This window comes from Mammaliicoccus sp. Dog046, assembly GCF_034039665.1.
Lineage (GTDB): Bacteria > Bacillota > Bacilli > Staphylococcales > Staphylococcaceae > Mammaliicoccus.
Map to the genome: position 1 here is coordinate 2,430,406 of NZ_CP120131.1, position 20,186 is coordinate 2,450,591.

21 protein-coding genes are annotated in these 20,186 nt (G+C 34.3%); 1 reads left to right on the forward strand and 20 read right to left on the reverse strand.

The annotated features are described in order from the left end of the window. Positions 1-4: 4 nt before the first annotated feature. From P3U32_RS12085 to metG, 17 genes are all read right to left on the reverse strand, one after another. A complete protein-coding gene (locus P3U32_RS12085) occupies positions 5-271 on the reverse strand; it encodes an RNA-binding S4 domain-containing protein (protein WP_323703412.1) in 267 nt (88 codons plus the stop codon). After that, complete coding sequence (locus P3U32_RS12090; RefSeq protein ID WP_323703413.1) at positions 268-1,434, reverse strand: MazG nucleotide pyrophosphohydrolase domain-containing protein; 1,167 nt, start codon at positions 1,432-1,434, stop codon at positions 268-270. Before P3U32_RS12090 ends, P3U32_RS12085 begins: the two co-directional genes overlap by 4 nt. A gap of 7 nt (positions 1,435-1,441) precedes the next feature. Further along, positions 1,442-2,953, reverse strand: a complete 1,512-nt coding sequence (locus tag P3U32_RS12095) for a polysaccharide biosynthesis protein (RefSeq protein ID WP_323703414.1) — start codon at positions 2,951-2,953, stop codon at positions 1,442-1,444. Beyond that, entirely contained in the window at positions 2,937-6,446 is a 3,510-nt protein-coding gene (gene mfd, locus P3U32_RS12100; RefSeq protein WP_323703415.1) for a transcription-repair coupling factor, read from the reverse strand. The genes P3U32_RS12095 and mfd overlap by 17 nt, the downstream gene beginning before the upstream one ends. Beyond that, positions 6,443-7,015, reverse strand: coding sequence for an aminoacyl-tRNA hydrolase (gene pth, locus P3U32_RS12105; protein WP_323703416.1), 573 nt, complete (start codon positions 7,013-7,015; stop codon positions 6,443-6,445). The genes mfd and pth overlap by 4 nt, the downstream gene beginning before the upstream one ends. 131 nt (positions 7,016-7,146) lie before the next feature. After that, positions 7,147-7,791, reverse strand: a complete 645-nt coding sequence (locus tag P3U32_RS12110) for a 50S ribosomal protein L25/general stress protein Ctc (protein WP_323703418.1) — start codon at positions 7,789-7,791, stop codon at positions 7,147-7,149. 130 nt (positions 7,792-7,921) lie between these two features. After that, the gene (locus P3U32_RS12115; RefSeq protein ID WP_323704892.1) at positions 7,922-8,884 is read right to left on the reverse strand and encodes a ribose-phosphate diphosphokinase; all 963 of its coding nucleotides are present in this window, start codon (positions 8,882-8,884) and stop codon (positions 7,922-7,924) included. Positions 8,885-8,930: 46 nt separating this feature from the next. Then, entirely contained in the window at positions 8,931-10,289 is a 1,359-nt protein-coding gene (gene glmU, locus P3U32_RS12120) for a bifunctional UDP-N-acetylglucosamine diphosphorylase/glucosamine-1-phosphate N-acetyltransferase GlmU (protein WP_323703419.1), read from the reverse strand. Positions 10,290-10,465: 176 nt separating this feature from the next. Next, positions 10,466-10,786 carry a septation regulator SpoVG gene (spoVG, locus tag P3U32_RS12125; protein WP_323703420.1) on the reverse strand — a complete coding sequence of 107 codons (321 nt, stop codon included), beginning with the start codon at positions 10,784-10,786 and terminating at the stop codon, positions 10,466-10,468. 61 nt (positions 10,787-10,847) lie between these two features. Further along, positions 10,848-11,225, reverse strand: coding sequence for a RidA family protein (locus P3U32_RS12130; RefSeq protein ID WP_323703421.1), 378 nt, complete (start codon positions 11,223-11,225; stop codon positions 10,848-10,850). 16 nt (positions 11,226-11,241) lie between these two features. Continuing rightward, positions 11,242-12,066: a pur operon repressor gene (purR, locus tag P3U32_RS12135; protein ID WP_323703422.1), complete on the reverse strand. Its 825-nt coding sequence runs from the start codon at positions 12,064-12,066 to the stop codon at positions 11,242-11,244. Positions 12,067-12,135: 69 nt separating this feature from the next. Then, the gene (gene ispE, locus P3U32_RS12140; protein WP_323703423.1) at positions 12,136-12,984 is read right to left on the reverse strand and encodes a 4-(cytidine 5'-diphospho)-2-C-methyl-D-erythritol kinase; all 849 of its coding nucleotides are present in this window, start codon (positions 12,982-12,984) and stop codon (positions 12,136-12,138) included. A 147-nt stretch (positions 12,985-13,131) separates the two neighbouring features. Next, positions 13,132-13,395 (reverse strand): biofilm formation stimulator Veg, encoded by a 264-nt coding sequence (gene veg, locus P3U32_RS12145; protein ID WP_323703424.1) that lies wholly within the window; start codon positions 13,393-13,395, stop codon positions 13,132-13,134. Positions 13,396-13,493: 98 nt separating this feature from the next. Next, positions 13,494-14,387, reverse strand: a complete 894-nt coding sequence (gene rsmA / locus P3U32_RS12150; RefSeq protein ID WP_323704893.1) for a 16S rRNA (adenine(1518)-N(6)/adenine(1519)-N(6))-dimethyltransferase RsmA — start codon at positions 14,385-14,387, stop codon at positions 13,494-13,496. Position 14,388: 1 nt separating this feature from the next. Next, positions 14,389-14,931, reverse strand: coding sequence for a ribonuclease M5 (rnmV, locus tag P3U32_RS12155; protein ID WP_323703425.1), 543 nt, complete (start codon positions 14,929-14,931; stop codon positions 14,389-14,391). Between the two features lie 54 nt (positions 14,932-14,985). Beyond that, positions 14,986-15,750: a TatD family hydrolase gene (locus P3U32_RS12160; RefSeq protein WP_323703426.1), complete on the reverse strand. Its 765-nt coding sequence runs from the start codon at positions 15,748-15,750 to the stop codon at positions 14,986-14,988. A gap of 21 nt (positions 15,751-15,771) precedes the next feature. Continuing rightward, positions 15,772-17,766: a methionine--tRNA ligase gene (gene metG / locus P3U32_RS12165; protein ID WP_323703427.1), complete on the reverse strand. Its 1,995-nt coding sequence runs from the start codon at positions 17,764-17,766 to the stop codon at positions 15,772-15,774. Positions 17,767-17,999: 233 nt separating this feature from the next. Between metG and P3U32_RS12170 the strand changes: the two genes are divergently transcribed. Next, positions 18,000-18,275 carry a transition state genes transcriptional regulator AbrB gene (locus tag P3U32_RS12170; protein ID WP_323703428.1) on the forward strand — a complete coding sequence of 92 codons (276 nt, stop codon included), beginning with the start codon at positions 18,000-18,002 and terminating at the stop codon, positions 18,273-18,275. A gap of 55 nt (positions 18,276-18,330) precedes the next feature. Here P3U32_RS12170 and rsmI read toward each other — a convergent pair whose 3' ends face one another. The 3 genes from rsmI to P3U32_RS12185 are packed head-to-tail and all read right to left on the reverse strand — an operon-like array spanning position 18,331 to position 20,144. Continuing rightward, positions 18,331-19,173 (reverse strand): 16S rRNA (cytidine(1402)-2'-O)-methyltransferase, encoded by an 843-nt coding sequence (gene rsmI, locus P3U32_RS12175; protein ID WP_323703429.1) that lies wholly within the window; start codon positions 19,171-19,173, stop codon positions 18,331-18,333. Position 19,174: 1 nt separating this feature from the next. Then, complete coding sequence (locus P3U32_RS12180) at positions 19,175-19,423, reverse strand: GIY-YIG nuclease family protein (RefSeq protein WP_323703430.1); 249 nt, start codon at positions 19,421-19,423, stop codon at positions 19,175-19,177. Then, a complete protein-coding gene (locus P3U32_RS12185) occupies positions 19,416-20,144 on the reverse strand; it encodes a tRNA1(Val) (adenine(37)-N6)-methyltransferase (RefSeq protein WP_323703431.1) in 729 nt (242 codons plus the stop codon). The genes P3U32_RS12180 and P3U32_RS12185 overlap by 8 nt, the downstream gene beginning before the upstream one ends. Positions 20,145-20,186 lie beyond the last annotated feature (42 nt).

Sequence of the window (20,186 nt, forward strand, 5' to 3'; positions counted from 1 at the left end):
TTATTTATAAAGTATCCTGTATTTTTTCTTCTTTTATAACTTCAAACATGGTTCTAGCATTTTCTTTATTCGCGTGTTCTGACAACCCTGTTACTTTAACAACAATAATTCGGTTGCCCAATTTGATTTCCAATTCATCTTCGACACTAATCGTCGTTCCTGCTTTAGCTACTAGACCATTCACTTTAACTCTTCCTTGGTCACTCACTTCTTTAGCGAGCGTACGACGTTTTATTAATCGAGATACTTTTAAATACTTATCTAGTCTCAAAGTTTTAAATCTCCTTTATTGATAAATTCTTTTAATTCACCTTCGTTAAATCCCTGCAATTTGGTTTTATCATACAACTTCAAAAAGTAATCGGCAAATATTTTTTCCAGTTTTTCTCGATTTACTTTTCCTTCTTTTAACTTTTCGTTTTGCCAAATTTGATTCAAGTCTTCCATATTAGCTGCTTCTTGATTTCCAAATACATGCGGATGTCTGCGAATCATTTTATCCGTTAATCCTTGAATGACTTCTCTCACATCAAAGTAGCCGTCTTTCTTACCAATCGCAGCATGCAACATAACTTGTAATAATATATCACCAAGTTCTTCAATCATATGATCGATATCTTCTTCGTCAATTGCTTCGATTAATTCAAAAGCTTCTTCAATGATGAATCGTTTCAACGTTGCATGTGTTTGCACTTTATCCCAAGGACAACCTTCATCAGATACAAGAACGTCCATTGTTTTTTCTAAATATTGAAAGTCATTATACATCTGTTCTTCTTCAACAATTCGAGGAACAAATAAACTTGTTAAATTAGACAGTACCGCATGATGATCCATTTCATATAATGGGCAAGTTATGATATCCGCTTCACCTAACCTCGCGTTAGAAACCAATGTAACTTCATGCTCATCAGGGTATCTTTCCATTAATGTCACTTTAATATCAGATGCAACCATTTGGTCATAAACTTGCGTAATGATTGTATTTGTTCGTACATTTAATGTGTCTTCATTTAAACTTGTACCATCTAACATCGTGATACCGTCATTCGGATCAATGTTTACGGCGCGGAACATATCATCTAGGAAGCTTTTCCCACCTAGTATTTTCACATTTGGATACTCTTTCAACAGTAGCTGCGTCGTTGTCTCAGCTACCATTGGATCTCCAGGCACTGCGTAAACGACATCTTCCTGTTTCGCCGTTTCTATTAGCACATCTACAATTTCATTATACACTGCTATGAAATCATCATGTTTTTCATATATGCTATCGAATCCTTGCCAGTTAAGAGCATCAAGTTCTCTTACAACAGGATGGTCTAATGTTCGTGCATATATCTTCTTCGTTGACTGTAGCTTACGATATATACCCATTGGTAATTCTTCAACACTATAATTCCCTAAACCCACAACGAATATTTGTTGTGCCATGATTAAATTACTCCTTTATTATCTTATCCATTAAAGGCAAATGTTGCCATTCATCTTTTATAAGTATTTTCATTTTTATTATACCTATTAACACTACACTTACGCCAATTATACCTGCCAAGACAAGTAACATTAGGCTTGTCATTCTTGAATGTGTCGGTATGAACAATACACCTTGTACAAACACAGACATCACTATTAGCAAAGTGATCACTTTCATAATAAATAAGCCCATACTTTGAATCTTATATAGTTTCATCACATAATAGTGCAACACGAACGTATATACAGCAAGTGAAAGAATGGTCGATATACTTGCACCAACAATGCCAAACTGAGCAACTAAGACTTCGTTTGCCACAATTTTTATTATAAGACCAATTGTTAATGCCATAACGAGTACAGCACGTCTTGATTTCACCTGCAGTAATGCCGTATACATAATAATAAATGTGACGAATACAACTGCAAGCATAAATATACTTAACGTAGCAATGAGTTCATTCGTTTTGAAAAATACTGTATTTAGCAACGGTAATAAATTCATTAAACCAACTGCTGCCGCCATGCTAAATAATACCGTAATCTTTAATGACGTATTGGCATATTCATTCACAAGTTTATCATTTTTCTTTTGTAGTTGTTCCGTCAATAACGGTATAAGTACAAAACTAAATGTCGTTGTCACAATTAAGCCCATTTGTATCAATGATGCTCCTCTATCGTATACACCTTTAATGCGAATACTTTCATGGAAACTATAGCCTGTTTCCTGAAGCAAATGAATGAGCGTAAATGAATCGACCACTTGCCATAAAATCAAGATTAAATACGAAATGGCATATAGTACGGTCATCATGATGATACTTTTCGTATCTTTCATATATATTTCCCGGGAAAATTGCAGTTTTGGCCTTCTTTTGAAATAAAAATATACTGCTACACTGCTTAACCCGATGACCGATCCACTTATTGCAATCGTTCCTGCTTTATAAACCGAAACATCCATTAACACATAGATGACAATTGCAAACAGTATGACACTTACTCTTAGTATTTGATCTATTACTTGAGAAATCGCAATGGTATTCATTTGATGTTGCATTTGATAATAACCACGGACCATAGCGATAAAGACGAGTGGAATTAATGTCAAACTCGCCATCCTTATCATTGGTGTTAAATGCGTATCTCCCATCATTCTACTTAACCATTCAGAACATATAAATATGACCGCACTTAGAATAAGGCAACTCACTTGTAAGAACCAGAACATAGCATTAATTTCTGATTGTCTTCTGTTATTCATCCAACTACTCATCACACTAGGCATCGCATTTAAGCTGACAACACTTACAATCGCAACGAGCGGGTACACTTGTTGAAAAGCATACAACCCCTCATCACCTAGTATATTTTGATATGGCACTCTATATATCGCGCTAAGCACTTTCACTAATACCATTGTTCCCGTTAACAATAATACACTGTTAAATATCGGTTTAGATTGTGTCATCATCTACCAAACTTTCATTAATAACTTTAGTCAAGAACTTCAAATCATCCAACCATTGCTTCGTTTTCTGCAATTTAAAGACCATTTGATTGTTTGCAACGGCTATTTTAAGTTTTCTCCCTAATGGTTCAGTCACTTTAAATAGCACATCGCCTTTCAAATGATTTGTTGTATATTCAGATGTTGTTAATTGAATAACTTTGGCCACTTCTTTAATTTCTGTGATTCCAAACTGAATACCATTCAGTCTAATTTCTACCACATCTAATAAACGTTCCACTTCAACTGGATACTCTCCGAATCGATCTAACAATTCATCTCTTATGTCTTCTAATTGGGCATGTGTTGAAATAGATCTTAACTTTTTATACATTTCAATCTTAGCTTGTTCATTTTTTATATATTCAGCTGGAATATATGCATCAAGTTTAATGTCTACTTCTAATTGAGGCACTTCCGTTTCAACCTCAATACCACGCTTAACATTAACCGCTTCTTCTAACATTTGAGAATATAAATCATATCCCACTGAATCAATAAATCCATGTTGTTGGCTTCCTAATAGATTACCTGCTCCACGAATATTTAAATCACGCATGGCAATTTTAAATCCAGAACCCAACTCTGTAAATTCTTTAATCGCTTGTAGCCTTTGCTCTGCCACTTCAGTTAACACTTTGTTTTGTTCATGTAAGAAATATGCATAACCAATTCTACTTGAACGTCCGACTCTACCTCGCAATTGATACAATTGACTGAGTCCAAATCGATTTGCATCTTCAATAATCAATGTATTCGCATTAGGAACATCAACACCTGTTTCAATAATCGTTGTCGTAACTAATATGTCATATACACCATCGACAAAGTTAAGCATCGTTTCTTCTAATTCTCTTTCAGACATTTGTCCATGTGCAACACCTATTCTTGCATTTGGCATTAACATTGAAAGTTGCTCACTCTTCTGATAAATCGACTGTACTCTATTGTATAAATAAAAAGCTTGTCCTCCACGAGACAGTTCTCTTTCAAGCGCTTCTTTAACGAAGCTCATGTTTTGTTCTAACACATATGTTTGTACTGGAAAACGATTTTCTGGTGGCGTTTCTATCACTGATAAGTCACGCACACCTAATAAACTCATATGCAATGTTCTTGGTATAGGTGTAGCTGTTAAGGTCAGTACGTCTACGTTCGTTTTTAACGCTTTAATACGTTCTTTATGTTTCACACCAAATCGTTGTTCTTCATCCACGATTAACAAACCTAAATCTTTATAATGTACATCTTTACTTAATAATTTATGTGTACCTACAACGATATCTACAGATCCTGATTTAATACCCTCTTTAGCTTCTTTCACTTGTTTAGGTGTTCTAAATCGGCTCATCATTTGTATTTCGACTGGATATTCTTGCATACGTTCTCTAAACGTTTCAAAATGTTGTTGCGCTAAAATAGTCGTTGGTACTAACACAGCAACCTGCTTTCCTTCTAAGACAGCCTTAAATGCAGCTCTAATTGCGACTTCCGTCTTACCATAACCTACATCACCACATAACAATCTATCCATAGGTCTTCTTTTTTCCATATCTACTTTAATTTCTTCTAAAGATGTTACTTGGTCTGGCGTAGGTTCATATGGAAAGTCCATTTCAAATGTCATTTGTTCTTCACTATCTGGACCGTATTGATAACCTTCAACTTGCTCACGTTCTTGATATAGTTTCAATAATTCATCAGCAATATCTTCAACATTTTTTTGAACTTTGGCTTTAGTTTTTTTCCATTCAGTTCCACCTAATTTATTAAGCTTAGGCTCTTTATCATCAGATCCAACAAATTTCTGTACATCATTCATCTGATCAACAGGAACAAATAATTGATCTGTCCCTTTGTAATGGATTTTAATATAGTCATTATGAATACCAGAAACTTCTAATGTTTCGACACCAAGATATTTACCAACACCATGATGTACATGAACAACATAATCTCCGACATTCAGTTCCTGATAAGATTTTATTTTTTCAGCATTGGATAACTTTTGTCTTCGCTTAGACTGTTTACGCTCTCTCGCTTTAAATAATTCTCTTTCAGTAACGATTACTAATTTCATATATGGAAGTTCAAAACCTTCAGATAAAGCACCATCTGTCACAACAGCTAGACCGCTTTGTCCTACTGTTTTAACTCTATCGATTACAGTTGGGATGTTCATGTCCGATAACATACTTTGGATTCTACTTTTTCTCGTTTCGGATTCAGCTAATAGAACAACCGTAAAACCTTGCTTCATAAAACGATCAAATTCAGATTTCATAATATCATATTGACCATAGAAACGTTGAACAGGTTTACACGAGAATTTAATCATTTCTTCGATTTCAACTGGCATATTCGCTGTAAATAGGGTGAAATAAGATACTTTATGTTGATTCAGCAACTCAGTAAATGCATTTTCTGATATAAATCGTTGCCCTATAAACCCTTGTCCAGATTCAATCAATGATTGTGTAAATTCTTCGATTTCAACATCTAATGCACTCTCAGTTTCTTTAATACGATTATATTCATCGACAACAACAAGTGCATCATCTGCTAAGTAGTCTGTAAATGTAGTCTCTTCATCATACATAAATGCAATAACACGTCTCAAAATTTGATGATCTTTCAATTCATCACTTTGCATTAATATATTTTGATATGTTTCTTTTAAATCTGGACGAATTTCGGTTGGCAATTTCACTCTTGTTTGTTCATGTACATCTTCTATTCGTTCAGATAACTGATTAATTTGTTCACTTGTAAAGATATAATCACTTGCTGTTGTGATTTCGATTTTTTTAACATTTTCTAGAGAACGCTGAGATTCAACATCAAACAGTCGCATACCATCTACTTCCGTATCAAACAATTCAATACGTACAGGATCTCCAGTCACAGGATAAATATCAATTAATCCACCACGAATTGAAAATTCACCAATAGCCGATACAAGGGATTGCCTCTTATACCCCATATCTATCAATTCTTTAGACCACTCATCTAAATCGATGTCATCACCGATTTGAATAGATTTAAAATGATCTTTCCAAATTGATACAGGTGTCAGTTGCTTTTTCAGCCCGTTTATAGGCACGATAAATAAGCCCTTCTTGCCTTGTGCAAGGTGGGTTAATGTTCTAATTCTTTCACTCATTAAATCAGGACTTTGTGTAGAAAACGCCTCGATCATAATATCTTGTACAGGAAACTTAAATACTTCCTCTGAAGGCAATAACTGAAGTATATCTGTTTCTAATTTATCTGCTTGATATAAATTATTTGTTATAATGACTAACTGTTTATCATGCTTAAGATATTGTTCTAATATCATTAACGCTTTACTCGACTGATTTAAGCCAGTGATTAGAATGTTTTTTTTACCAAAAATACGTTCTAAATCTTGAAAACGCTCATCGTTCTGAATCATTTCATGAATGACATGTTTCATTTCACTTCACCGTTATACTGGTTCATGACGTTTTGAAAAGTTTCACCTTTAATAAGTGCTTCACAAGCGTCTGCAGCATGTTCAATTACACTTTTCATCGTTATCATTTCATCACTTGAGAATTTCTGTAACACATAACTCGGTACACTCATACCATTTGTTGGTCGGTCTATTCCGATTCGAATTCTATTAAATCGATCTGTTCCTAAGTGTTGAATTAATGATTTCATGCCGTTGTGTCCACCAGCGCTTCCTTTCTGACGTAATCTCAAATTACCTTGAGGTTGATCCATATCATCATAAAGTACAATCAAATCTTCTATATCCACATTATAGTAATCCATCAAAGGACGAACAGCTTCCCCAGATAAATTCATAAATGTCATTGGTTCAATTAATAATACTTTCTCACCATTTATTAATCCAATTGTATATGCGCCTTTAAATTTTTGCTTATCCAAGTCTAGTTGATGTCTTTCTAATAGTTCATCAACAACTTCAAAACCAATATTATGGCGCGTAAGTTCATATTTCTTTCCTATATTTCCAAGTCCAACAATACATTTCATGTTGTAACCTCCATATTAATACTAAATATATATTATAGCATTTTCCCATTTTATTTCATCTATCAGCATTCAAAACCTAAAAAAATAAAAGGTCAGGACAAAATGTCCTGACCTTTGGAAACTTTAAAAGATTATTCTTCTTCTTTGTCCGCTTCTTTTTCTGCTTCTTCAGCTGATACTGCATCAGCTTCTTCAGCAGCAGTTTCTTCAGCGTCTTCAGCAGGTTCTTCTGTTGGAGGAACAACTGTTACAACTGCTTCTTCTTTATCATTTTCGATAGAGTATTTATCAGTTGCATCTAAGTCGCCTACTAAGTAGCTATCACCAATAGCTAATTCTGTAATATCAACTTCGATATTTTCAGGAATTGCATCTGGAGTAGTTGTTACTTGTAAGTCGAATAGTGGTTGTTGAACAACGCCACCTTCTGAAGCACCAACTGCTTCACCTACTAATACTACAGGTACATCAACAGTTAATTCTTCTTTCATGTTGATTGCTAAGAAGTCAACGTGAGTGATTTGGTTTTTAAGAGAATCATATTGATAATCTGAAACCATAACTTTGATTGATTTAGAACCTACGCCTAAATCGATAACGCCGTTACGTCCAACTTCACGAATTGTTTTGATGAATTCAACTTCATCTACTTTAACTGATGTGTTTTTAGCACCGTAACCATATACGACTGCTGGAATCATACCTGTTGCTCTTAATTTACGTAAACTAGAACGTGTTTGTTTACCTTGACGGATAACTGACTTTAATGAAGTCATTATCTTTTCCACCTTTCATACTTGCGCTTTATGCGCTCCTACACTTACCCATCAACAATAGTTGCTGCTTGTAAGTGGTTATTTAGTTCACAAAAATGAACCGTTTGTTATTATACACGAATATTCCAAATTAATCAAATAGCACACTAACTGATTCTTGTTCATATACACGAACAATAGATTGAGCTAATAATCCAGCAACTGATAATTCTTTCACATTAGTTGGTTTTCTATCTTCTGGTAATTGAATAGAATTCGTTACTACTAATTCTTTAATTTGTGAATTTTCAATTCTTTCTTTAGCAGGTCCTGACAATACTGGGTGTGTACAACAAGCATAAACTTCTTTAGCACCTTTTTTAACAAGTGCGTCTGCTGCTAATGTAATCGTACCAGCTGTATCGATAATATCATCAATAATGATAGCCGTCTTACCATCAATATCACCAACAATGTTCATTACTTCTGCAACATTTGGTTTCGGACGTCGTTTATCAATAATTGCTATTGGTGTTTTTAAACGGTCTGCCATTTTACGTGCTCTTGTTACACCACCGTGGTCAGGTGATACAACTACAGTAGATTCAGGGTCTAATCCTTTTTCCAAGAAATAATTAGATAGAATCGGAACACCCATTAAATGATCAATTGGTATATCAAAGAAACCTTGGATTTGAGGAGCATGTAAGTCTAAAGCAATCATTCTACTTGCGCCAGCTTTTTCAATAATATTTGCTACTAATTTAGCTGTGATAGGTTCACGGCTTCTCGCTTTACGATCTTGACGTGCATAACCGTAGTAAGGCATAACAATATTAATATTTGCTGCTGATGCACGTTTACAAGCATCAATCATAATTAATAATTCCATCAAGTGTTCATTCACTGGGTTTGATGTTGGTTGAATAATAAATACGTCACAACCACGGATACTTTCTTCAATATTGATTTGAACTTCACCATCTGCAAATCGCTTTACAGTAGACTTTCCTAATGGAATACCCACTAAATTGGCAACTTCTTGTGCTAAAGGTTGATTTCCTTCTAGCGAAAATATTTTCAATGAAGAATTCTTATATTCAGTATTCAACATTTCTATTCCTCCGATATCATTTTGACTCATTATTTGACGGCTCCTTTTATTTCGTTTTGTAGTATCCTTGTTTCGTTGTTTGTCTTGCACGTCCAAGTGCTAAGCTTTCGTCAGGTACATTATCTGTAATTGTTGAACCTGCAGCTATAAATGCGCCATTACCAACTTCTACTGGTGCAACTAAATTTGAATTACAGCCAATAAATGCATCATCTCCTATTATTGTACGGAATTTATTGATTCCATCATAGTTCACAGTTATTGAACCACACCCAATATTCGTTCTAGCGCCTACTTCCGCATCTCCAATGTAGCTTAAATGAGATACTTTAGCACCATCTTTTAAGACAGACTTTTTAACTTCTACAAAGTTTCCAATCTTAGTTTCGCTACCCAGTTCTGTTCCTGGTCTTAATTGTGCAAAAGGTCCAACTGTTGAGGATTGCCCTACAATTGAATCTGTTATCACAGATTGTTTAATTGTAGCATCATCTTCAATTGTACTATTTTTGATATCAGAATTCATTCCTATAATAACATTTTTACCAATAATTGTTTTGCCTGAAAGTCTTGTACCTGGCTCAACAACTGTATCTTCACCGATGACAACGTCCTTACCAATATATGTAGTCGCCGGATCGATAATCGTTACACCATTAATCATATGTTGTAAATTAATGCGTTCTTTCATCTTCTGCTCAGCTTGCGCTAATTGAACTCTATCATTCACACCCATGATGCCATCAACATCTTCTGTAATGAATGCAGATACTTTTTCATTTTCTTCATTTAAGATACGAATCACGTCAGGTAAATAATATTCACCTTGAACATTGTCATTTTTAACTTTTTCTAAAGTTTCGAATAACTTCTCGTTATCAAATGCAAATATACCTGAACTAATTTCATTGATCTTCGCTTGTTCTTCTGAAGCGTCTTTTTGTTCAACAATTCCTGAAACAAGCCCAGACGCATCTCTCATAATTCTGCCGTAACCAAAAGGATTATCTACTTGTGCTGATAATACTGTAGCAACAGATTGTTCAGATTCATGAAATGCCAATAAAGATTCGATCGTTTCATGACTAATAAGTGGAGTATCGCCACATACAACAATTGTTGTTCCTTTTTTCGCTTCTAATATATCTTTAGCGGTTTTAACCGCATGTGCCGTACCTAATTGTTCTTCTTGATGTACAAACTGAGATGCATGACCAATTGTTTCTTGAACTTTCTCTGCTCCGTGACCAACAACTGTCACTACTGTTTCAACGCCTGCGCGTTTCACACTGTCAATGACGTGTTGAACCATTGCTTGTCCAGCAACTGGATGTAACACTTTGTAAAGTTTAGATTTCATTCTTGTACCTTTACCCGCAGCTAATATGACTGCAAATTTTTGCATTGCAAATACCTCCATTTATACACAGTATAATCTTATTATATTTTAATTCATTTATAACTATCAAGAAAGAGTTATTTTAAATTATTTAAATATTATGTAAAAGTAAGCGCTATTTTGGCAATAAACCATTAAATCACTACAAAAAAACACCGAGAACAGCTCGTTCTCGGTGTTTTTTATTCACTCTCTGTCTCTTCATCTTCTGTTTGAGTTTCATCTTTAGAAGCTTTTGGAATAATGACCTCATCTGTTTCTTCATATGCTTTCATTACAGCTTCTTGTATCTCTTGTCTCATTTCAGAGTTAATAGGATGTGCAATATCTCTAAACTCCCCATCAGGCGTTCGTTTGCTAGGCATAGCCACAAACAGCCCCGAATTGCCCTCAATCACGCGTAAATCGTGAATAACAAAAGCATCGTCTAATGTAATTGATACTAATGCTTTCATTCTTCCATCTGTTTGAATTTTTCTTAATCTCACATCTGTTACCTTCATGATTTGTGTGCCCCCTGTTTTGTCTATTTAAAGTAGCATCATCATATTAATTGAAGTAAGTTTATTTATTTATCTTTGCGATCATTTCGATCTCAACTTTTACATCTTTGGGTAAACGTGCTACTTCCACACAACTTCTTGCAGGCAAATGTTCGTTAAAATATTCTCCATAAACTGAATTGATATCTTGGAAATCATTCATATCTTTAATAAATATCAGAGATTTTACAACGCTATCTAACGTTGCACCGCTATCTTCTAGCACAACTTTTAAGTTCTCAAGAACTTGTTTCGTTTGTGCCTTAACATCTTCTGATACGATTTCACCTTGTTGATTTAATGGAATTTGACCAGAAGTAAATACTAAATTATCTACTACTACTGCATGGCAATATGGTCCTAATGCTTCTGGAGCGTTTGCTGAGTTAATACTTTTCATGTTGAATACCTCTCCTTTAATTAAATCTTTTTAAACAGTTGCCTTCTTCTACTGAAAATTGTTGATTGTATTCGTCTACGTCAGATAGTCTAACTAAAGATGTATAATCTTCAATCAATCGATGTTCAACTTCTTTTGATTCTACAAGTACTGATACCCCTTTTACTGTAGCCTTAAACTCATTCATCAAATTGATTACACCGTTGATTGATCCGCCTGCTCTCATAAAATCATCCACTATCAATACATTCGAATATTCAGCTAATGTTCTTTTCGACAATACCATTGTTTCAATCTTTCTTGAAGATCCAGAAACGTAGTTAATTGAAACTGTCGATCCTTCAGTTACTTTGTTATCTTTTCTAATAACAACAACTGGTAAATTAAGCACTTTTGCTACTGCATTGGCTAATGATATCCCTTTCGTTGCGATTGTAACGACCGCATCAAGTTCTTCGTCCATATACATTGTGGCAATTAATTCACCAACTTGATTAAGTAATTTAGGATTTCCAACTAAATCCGACATAAATAAATAGCCACCTGGCAGAAGTCTTTCTTTCTCTTTTAGCAATTCACACAACTGTTCAATAAGTGTTTTCGCTTCTTCGATGTACATTTTAGGGCGGTATGTGACACCACCACTAGCACCTGCTGTCGTTTCGATGATGCCCAATCTTTCTCCATTGAACGTCTCTTTAATAATTTGTATATCTTCACTAATAGATGACTTTGCTTGACCAAAATGATTCACAAAATAAGTCAATGGCACCAATTCGTTCGGATGTTTCAATAAATATTGTGTCATATAAACGATTCTTTCACTTCGTTTAAATCTCATTTATAAAACTCCAATCTCAATTACGTATTTTAAGCACAATTATACTATAATAATTCGCATCCTACAAAGTCACCCCAGTAGTCTTGCAATGAACACATCATTACAACAACCCATTAAAGCATTGTAGACTTGCTTTGCTTGTCTTTCTTTCTGTACGAAGCCATAAACAGTCGGTCCACTGCCACTCATAAGCGCTGCATCAACGCCGCTATTTTGCATCGTATTTTTCAATTTTTCGACCTCTGGATATAAATGCATCGTCACGCTTTCTAAGCTATTACCAAGCGATTGACATAACATTTCATAATCACCTGTTTCAAGCGCCTCCAGACACGCTTTCGTAGGTACTTCAATTGTTTCATTCAAATCTAATGCACCATATATCTCTGGTGTAGATACGCCAATATCTGGCTTAGCAACTACAACCCATGCTGATGGTGGCTTCGGAAGATGTGTAAGTTGCTCGCCTCTTCCTCGGCAGAGCGCCGTCTTACCATAAATACAGAAAGAAATATCTGATCCTATTTCTGATGCAAGTTCACTTAAAGCTTCAAGTGAGTCATTAATACCCCACAATTCGTTTAATCCTCTAAATGTAGCAGCCGCATCACTTGATCCACCTGCTAAACCAGCAGAAATCGGAATACTTTTTTCTAATGATATCGTGACACCTTGTTTAATATTGTATTTATCTTGCATTAATTTCGCAGCTTTATAAGCTAAATTTCTGTGATCACTAGGAACAAAGTTATGCTCTACATCAATAACAATTTCTCCATCTTCGCGAGTTTCGAATGTTAAACGATCATTTATGTCTATTGTAGTCATAATCATTTCTACTTCATGATAACCATCATCACGTTTGTATAATGTATCCAGTGTTAAATTAATTTTTGCTGGTGCCGTTTCATAAATCATATACTTGCCCTCTCTAAAACTTATTATTATGATTTTACCATAAATAAAAGTTAGAAAGTATGCGCTTTAGTCTATTTTTTTCACAATAAAAAACTCTACGCCATATCACAGTCATATCGCGTAGAGTTTTTTATTATATCTTTCAAATTACTGAACGACAAATTCTTCTTTAAGTTCGTTCATAAAAGTTACTTGGACATTCTCAGTTAATACATCAGTGTATGTATAAGACACACGCTCAAAATTATGTTTCTCTTGGTCTAATTCAACCACGAAAACTGATGGATACGTTTCTTTAAGCACACCACTGCGCTCAATTAACTTCTTACGTCCTCCATTAGCTTTAAGTACAATACGATTTCCTAATTGACAATCCAATATTTTTTTGATGTCCACTAAAGTTTTCGACATATTGACCCACCTCGCTATACATAAATTGTACTATGAAACCGCGATTTTGTCAAATAAAATTTAAATTTTATCAATTAGAGAATGTATTGTCAATATATTTACACAGATAAATTCGGGTATTTTTTCAAATTGTTACAAAGATGTGCATATTCTTGTATTGTTAGTGTCTCTCCACGGCGCTTCGGATCAATGTTTGCTTCGTTTAACCATTCGACAATTGTTTCCTTATGCAACTTACCTTCTTTGAATATATTGATATAATTATTTAAGATTGTTTTTCTACGTTGTGCAAATGCACTCTTTGAAAGTTTAAATAATAGTTGTTCATCTTCAACTTCCACAATTGGTTCTGTTCGTTTTGTTAACTTGATAACAATAGAATCCACGTTCGGTGGTGGCATGAAGACCGTCTTAGGGACCACTAATACCCTTTCCGTCTCAGTATAATACTGACATGCGATTGATAAAGAGCCATAACTTTTACTACCTACTTCGGCATTTAATCGCTCTCCAACTTCTTTTTGCATCATGACAACATAACCATCTATTGGTAAATGGTTTTCTAGTAAATTCATCAATATTGGCGTTGTAATATAATAAGGTAAATTAGCTACAAGCATAATTTTGTCACAGTCTTGAAGATGATTATTAATTTCTTCTTGTACATTAGCTTTAAGTATATCTTCGTTCACAACCGTTACATTGTCATATGGACTAAGTGTGTCTTCCAATACAGGTATTAATCTTTGATCTATTTCAAATGCTAATACTTTTTTAGCTGTACGCGCTAATTGTTCCGTAAGTGATCCCATACCTGGTCCAACTTCAATGACACCCGTTCGCTCATCAATATCACTTGCTGAAATAATTTTTTGAATAATGTTCGTATCAATTAAAAAGTTTTGACCTAAGCTTTTCTTAAACTTAAATCCATATTGATCTAGTAATGCTCTTGTCCTAATTGGTGTTGCAATATCTTTATCGTTCATTATGTCACTCCTCTTCATATCCAAGTGCTTCTTTTACATCTTTTTCAGTATAACCGAAGGCATTTAATTTGTTTAGCAATTGTTTTCCGTTCGAATGACCAATATTTAATTTACTACATAGTTTTTCTCGTTTTCTCCTTGAATCAGGACCAATGATTAAACCTAAATCAATTAATACAGCTTTATCGATCGTTTCAATATCCGCTTCTAATGGGGAACTTACATTCATTAAAGCTTCTTGTATTGTTTCAATTGCCGCATGCTCTACACCAATTTTCCCTCGTTTATTTTTAGCTTTTTCTCTAGGGACAAATGCATGTTTCACGCTTGGAACATATTGTTTTATAGTATTTCTAATTTTATCACCTGGGAAATCAGGGTCGGTTAATACAATGACACCACGTTTTTCGTGTGCCTGCTTAATCACTTCGAGCATTTCTTTAGAAATTGCTGAGCCATTTGTTTCAATAGTATCACAGTCTACAGCTCTTTTTACTTTAACTGTGTCATCACGACCCTCTACCACTACAAATTCGTTAATTTTCATGATATCTTCCTTCTTTAAAGATGCCCCAAAACAGTCGTTTTGGGGCATCTAATTTTATATTTTAAATAAGCGTTCAGCATTTTTAGTAGTTGCTTCACAGATTTCTTCATAAGTTAAGCCTCTAAGCTCGGCAATTTGTTCAGCTACTAATTTCACACGTGCAGGTTCATTTCTTTTTCCTCTATATGGATGAGGAGATAAGAAAGGTGCATCTGTTTCTACAAGCAATCTATCTAGTGGTACATGTTTTGCTACCTCTTTCGGCTGCTTAGCATTCTTAAACGTCACAGGCCCACCTAAAGACACATAAAAATTCATCTTCAGTATTTCATCTGCAATTTCATTAGAACCACTAAAACTATGCATAATGCCACCAACTTCACTCGCATTTTCTTCCCTCAAAATATCTACACAATCTTGTGTTGCTTCACGATTATGAATAATAATAGGCAATTGAACACGTTTAGCTAGTGCAATTTGCTTTCTGAATACTTCTTTTTGAATTTCTTTTGGAGATTTATCCCAATGATAATCTAATCCAGTTTCACCTATACCGATGATTTTAGGATGCTTAGAAAGTGATTCAATCCATTCTAAACGTTCCTCCGTACAATCTATCGCGTCAACGGGATGCCAACCAATAATGCCATAAATAAAGTCATATTGATCTATTAATGTCATTGTTCTTTCAACCGTTTTAGTATCAAAGCCAACAACAAACATTCGATCTATACCTTCTTCTAACGCTCTGTTTATAACTTCTTCTAAATCTTCGTCATATTGGTCTGCATTTAAATGGACATGTGTATCTATGAGCATACGAATCTTCCTTCCATACTGTTACTTAATTGTAGAACCATTTTGAATCGCATTAGGTAAACTTACTAAAGTAAGTGTGCCATCCTTCTCAGCTGACAAAATCATACCTTCTGATAATTCACCACGTAGTTTTACCGGTTTCAAATTCGTTACAACCGCTACTTTTTTACCAATTATATCCTCTGGTTTATAAAATTCTGCAATACCAGAAACAATTTGTCTTTGTTCAAAGCCTAAATCCACTTTGATTTTCAGTAGTTTGTCTGATTTTTTGACATGATCTGCAGATGTAATCGTTGCTGCTTTAATTTCTACTTTATCAAATAAATCAATCGTAATTTCCGGTTTAGAAACGACTTGTTCTTTTTCTTCAGAAACTTCTTCTTCTGCTTCTGGTTCAGTTCCACCTTGCATAGAATCTTTAATGAATGCTACTTCCTGTTCAACATCTAACCTTGGGAAAATAGGTTCTGGCTTTTCAATCACTTTAATTTCATGATCAATCGCGCCATACGTTTCTATACTTTCAAATGTATCGAGAAGACCTTTTTCTAAATTAAGTTGTCTGAAAATTTCATACGGTGCATGCGTTAAGAATGGACGTAATAATACTGCTGCAAATCTAATGTTTTCAACTAAGTGAATCATTACATTCTCTAGCATTTCTCTTTCGTTTTCATCTTTTGCTAATACCCAAGGTGTCGTTTCATCAATATATTTATTTGTTCTACTGATTAACTTCCAAATTTCAGCAAGTGCCACTGAAAATTGCATGTTTTCCATTGATGAATAGAATTTATCTTTTGTATCTAACGCCATTTGTTCTATTTCTTCATCAACAGAATGTAATTTACCTTTATATTTAGGAAGAACGCCATTGAAATATTTATTAACCATCGCAATTGTACGATTCACTAAATTACCTAGGTCATTTGCTAAATCATAGTTCGTTCTCTCAACGAAAGCTTCAGGAGTAAACACGCCATCTGCACCAAAAGGTAACTCTCTCATTAGGTAATATCTCGTTGCATCTAAACCATATTTATCAATCAATACATTCGGATCAACAACATTACCTTTAGACTTACTCATTTTGCCGTCTTTCATCAATATCCAACCATGTGCAAATTCACGTTTTGGTAATGGTAAATCCAATGCCATTAATAAAATTGGCCATATAATTGAATGGAAACGAACAATTTCTTTAGCCATTAAATGTACATCCGCTGGCCAATATTTTTTAAATAATTCGTCGTCATCTGATAAGTAACCAAGTGCAGAAATATAGTTTACTAATGCATCTATCCATACATATACAACATGCTTAGGATTAGAAGGCACTTTAATTCCCCAATCAAATGTCGTTCTAGAGATTGCTAAATCTTCTAAACCAGGTTTAATAAAGTTATTAATCATTTCATTTTTACGTGAAATTGGTAGAATGAAATCTGGATTTTCATCAAAGAATGCTAATAATCTATCTGAATACTTATCTAATTTAAAGAAATAACTTTCTTCTTTAACCAATTCGACATCATGACCAGAATCCGGACTCTTACCTCCGACAATTTTTCCATCTTCATAAATTGGATCAACAAGTTGTGTTTCAGTATAATACGTTTCATCCGGTATAGAATACCATCCTTCGTACTCACCTAAATAAATATCACCTTGTGACAATAATCTTTCGAATACTTTTTCGACAACCAATTTATGTCTGTCTTCAGTTGTACGAATGAAGTCATCATTAGAGATGTCTAACTTCTTCCATAGAGACTGTATATTTTCAATAATGCCATTTAAATATTCAATTTCAGATAAACCTGCTTCTTTAGCTTTCTCTTGTATCTTTTGTCCGTGTTCATCAGTACCAGTTAAATAATGAACATCGTAGCCTTGTAATCGTTTATATCTTGCAATTACATCACCAGCAACCGTTGTATACGCATGACCTATGTGTAAATTCCCGCTCGGATAATAGATCGGTGTCGTAATGTAAAAAGTCTCTTTCGTCATCGGCGTTTCCTCCTAATTTCTTATCTTACTAATATACCGAAAATAAAGGATTTTTTCAATATTACCTTATTATGCCAAGTCGTATTTATTTTGTTTTTTATTTCTAAAATTAAGTGTCTACAATATATTGTTATATTGACATTTTCTTGCATTCATATTAGTATACTATTTATATAATTGTCGAATGGATGTCGAATTAGATAATTATGGTTTTATTAAACGGAGGTAAAGAGATGAAATCAACTGGAATCGTACGTAAAGTAGATGAACTAGGCCGTGTAGTAATTCCTATCGAATTACGACGCATATTAGATATCGCTGAGAAAGATGCATTAGAAATTTACACTGATGACGATAAAATTATTTTAAAGAAATATTCACCTAACATGACTTGTCAAGTTACTGGCGATGTTTCGGAAGATAACTTTGTACTTGCCGGTGGTAAAATTGTATTGAGCAAAGATGGCGCTCAACAATTAATTAACGAAATACAAAACAAATCAAACTAATAAATAATGCATAAAAGGAAAGTTAAGCGACACTGCGCGCTTAACTTTCCTTTTTTTATTCTTGTATATGATACGCTTCGTATACTTCTCTTTTTTTCATCTTTCGATCAACTGATACTTGTTTAATTGCATCTTTAGAAGTCATATCTTCTTTCTGCATATAAGAATCGACATGATTAACCAACGACATACCTTCCCACCAATGAGTTGCTGTCGCTTCTTCGTTAACACCTTCGATAAGCACTACAAATTCACCTTTTTGAGGTATCAGTGCTTCTTCTAACATTTGTGCAATTGTCTGTATGCTTTCAGTTTCTACTTGTTCGAACTTTTTAGTGAGTTCTCTACCAATAGCTACTCGTCGCTCAGGATCAATTTCAGCAATTGCCTGTACAGTCTGTTTAATGCGATATGGTGACTCATAAATCATTGATGTCGATTCTCTAGACATCCATTTTTCAAGAACAGCATGTTTTTCTTTAGCGTGTCTCGGTAAAAATCCTAAAAATACAAATTTATACGATGGTAAGCCACTCGTCATCAATGCTGTAATTGCAGCATTCGGTCCAGGAATAGTTTCAACGCGATAGTCTTGTTCTCTTGCTTGATTAACAAGTTCATATCCCGGATCGCTAATACATGGACATCCTGCATCCGAAACTAATGCGATGTCTTTACCCTCTTCTAATAACGCTAAAATATGTTCTGCCGATTTATCCTTATTATGCTCATGATAAGATTTTAAAGGTGTTTCAATTTGATAATGCTGACACAACTTAGCAGTTACACGTGTATCTTCGCAAAATATAAAATCAACTTCTGTTAACGTTCTTACCGCACGATACGTAATATCTTCTAAATTACCTATTGGTGTTCCTACTAAATATAAGATAGGCATCCTATCCCTCCTTGATGAGTGCAAGTTTTTGTTTTCTACTCAATTGTTTCAGTGCATACTCTCTTTTCAGTGCATCTGATTTATTATCAAATATCTCATGATATACCAATTTTACTGGACGTCTTATTTTTGTATATTTTGCACCTTTACCGTCATTATGAACTTTAATTCTTCGTTCCAAATTCGTAGTGTAACCAGTATATAATGTACTATCCTTACATTCTAATATATATGTATAAAATTTATCCATAATAGACTGCCTTCATTTCTTTAGAATACTCTCCATCCGTGTCATAAATATAAAATGGTTGTTCTATCTTCAAGCCAGCTTGCCCAGCATTTCTACCTTCAACCAAAATTGTGATTGCTTCTGGTTTATTAGGCGTGCTATATACCATTTTCAACCTTTTTGGTTCAATACGATGTTCTCTGAAGGAACTTAAGACATCCATCAGTCTATCCGCTCTGTGAACCATCACAAGTTTACCACCTTGCTTCAACAAATGCTTACTCGCTTTAACGACATCATCTAACGTACAATATATTTCGTGTCTAGCAATTTTATGCGCTTCTTTTTGATGTTGTATTTTTTGGTTTTCTTTAAAGTAAGGCGGGTTTACTGTTACTAAGTCAAAAGTAGATGGTTTATATTTTTTCGCGACATCCTTTAAATCCATTTGCTGAATTTCAATTTGATTTTCAAGATGATTATGTTGAATCGTTCTATTAGCCATATCCACAAGTGCTGGTTGAATCTCAACGCCCTGTATCTTTGCACGAGTCTTATGTGCTAACAGTACGGGTATAATGCCATTACCTGTACATAAATCCATTACTTGATCTTTATGACGAACTTTTGTAAATTCTCCTAATAGCAATGCATCTGTTGAGAATGAAAACACATCATCATTTTGGATAATTTCGAAGTTTTCTCTTAACAATTGATCTAGTCTTTCACCATCTACTAACATACTTACACCTCATTTAAAAAGAGGCTCAGACATAAATGTCTC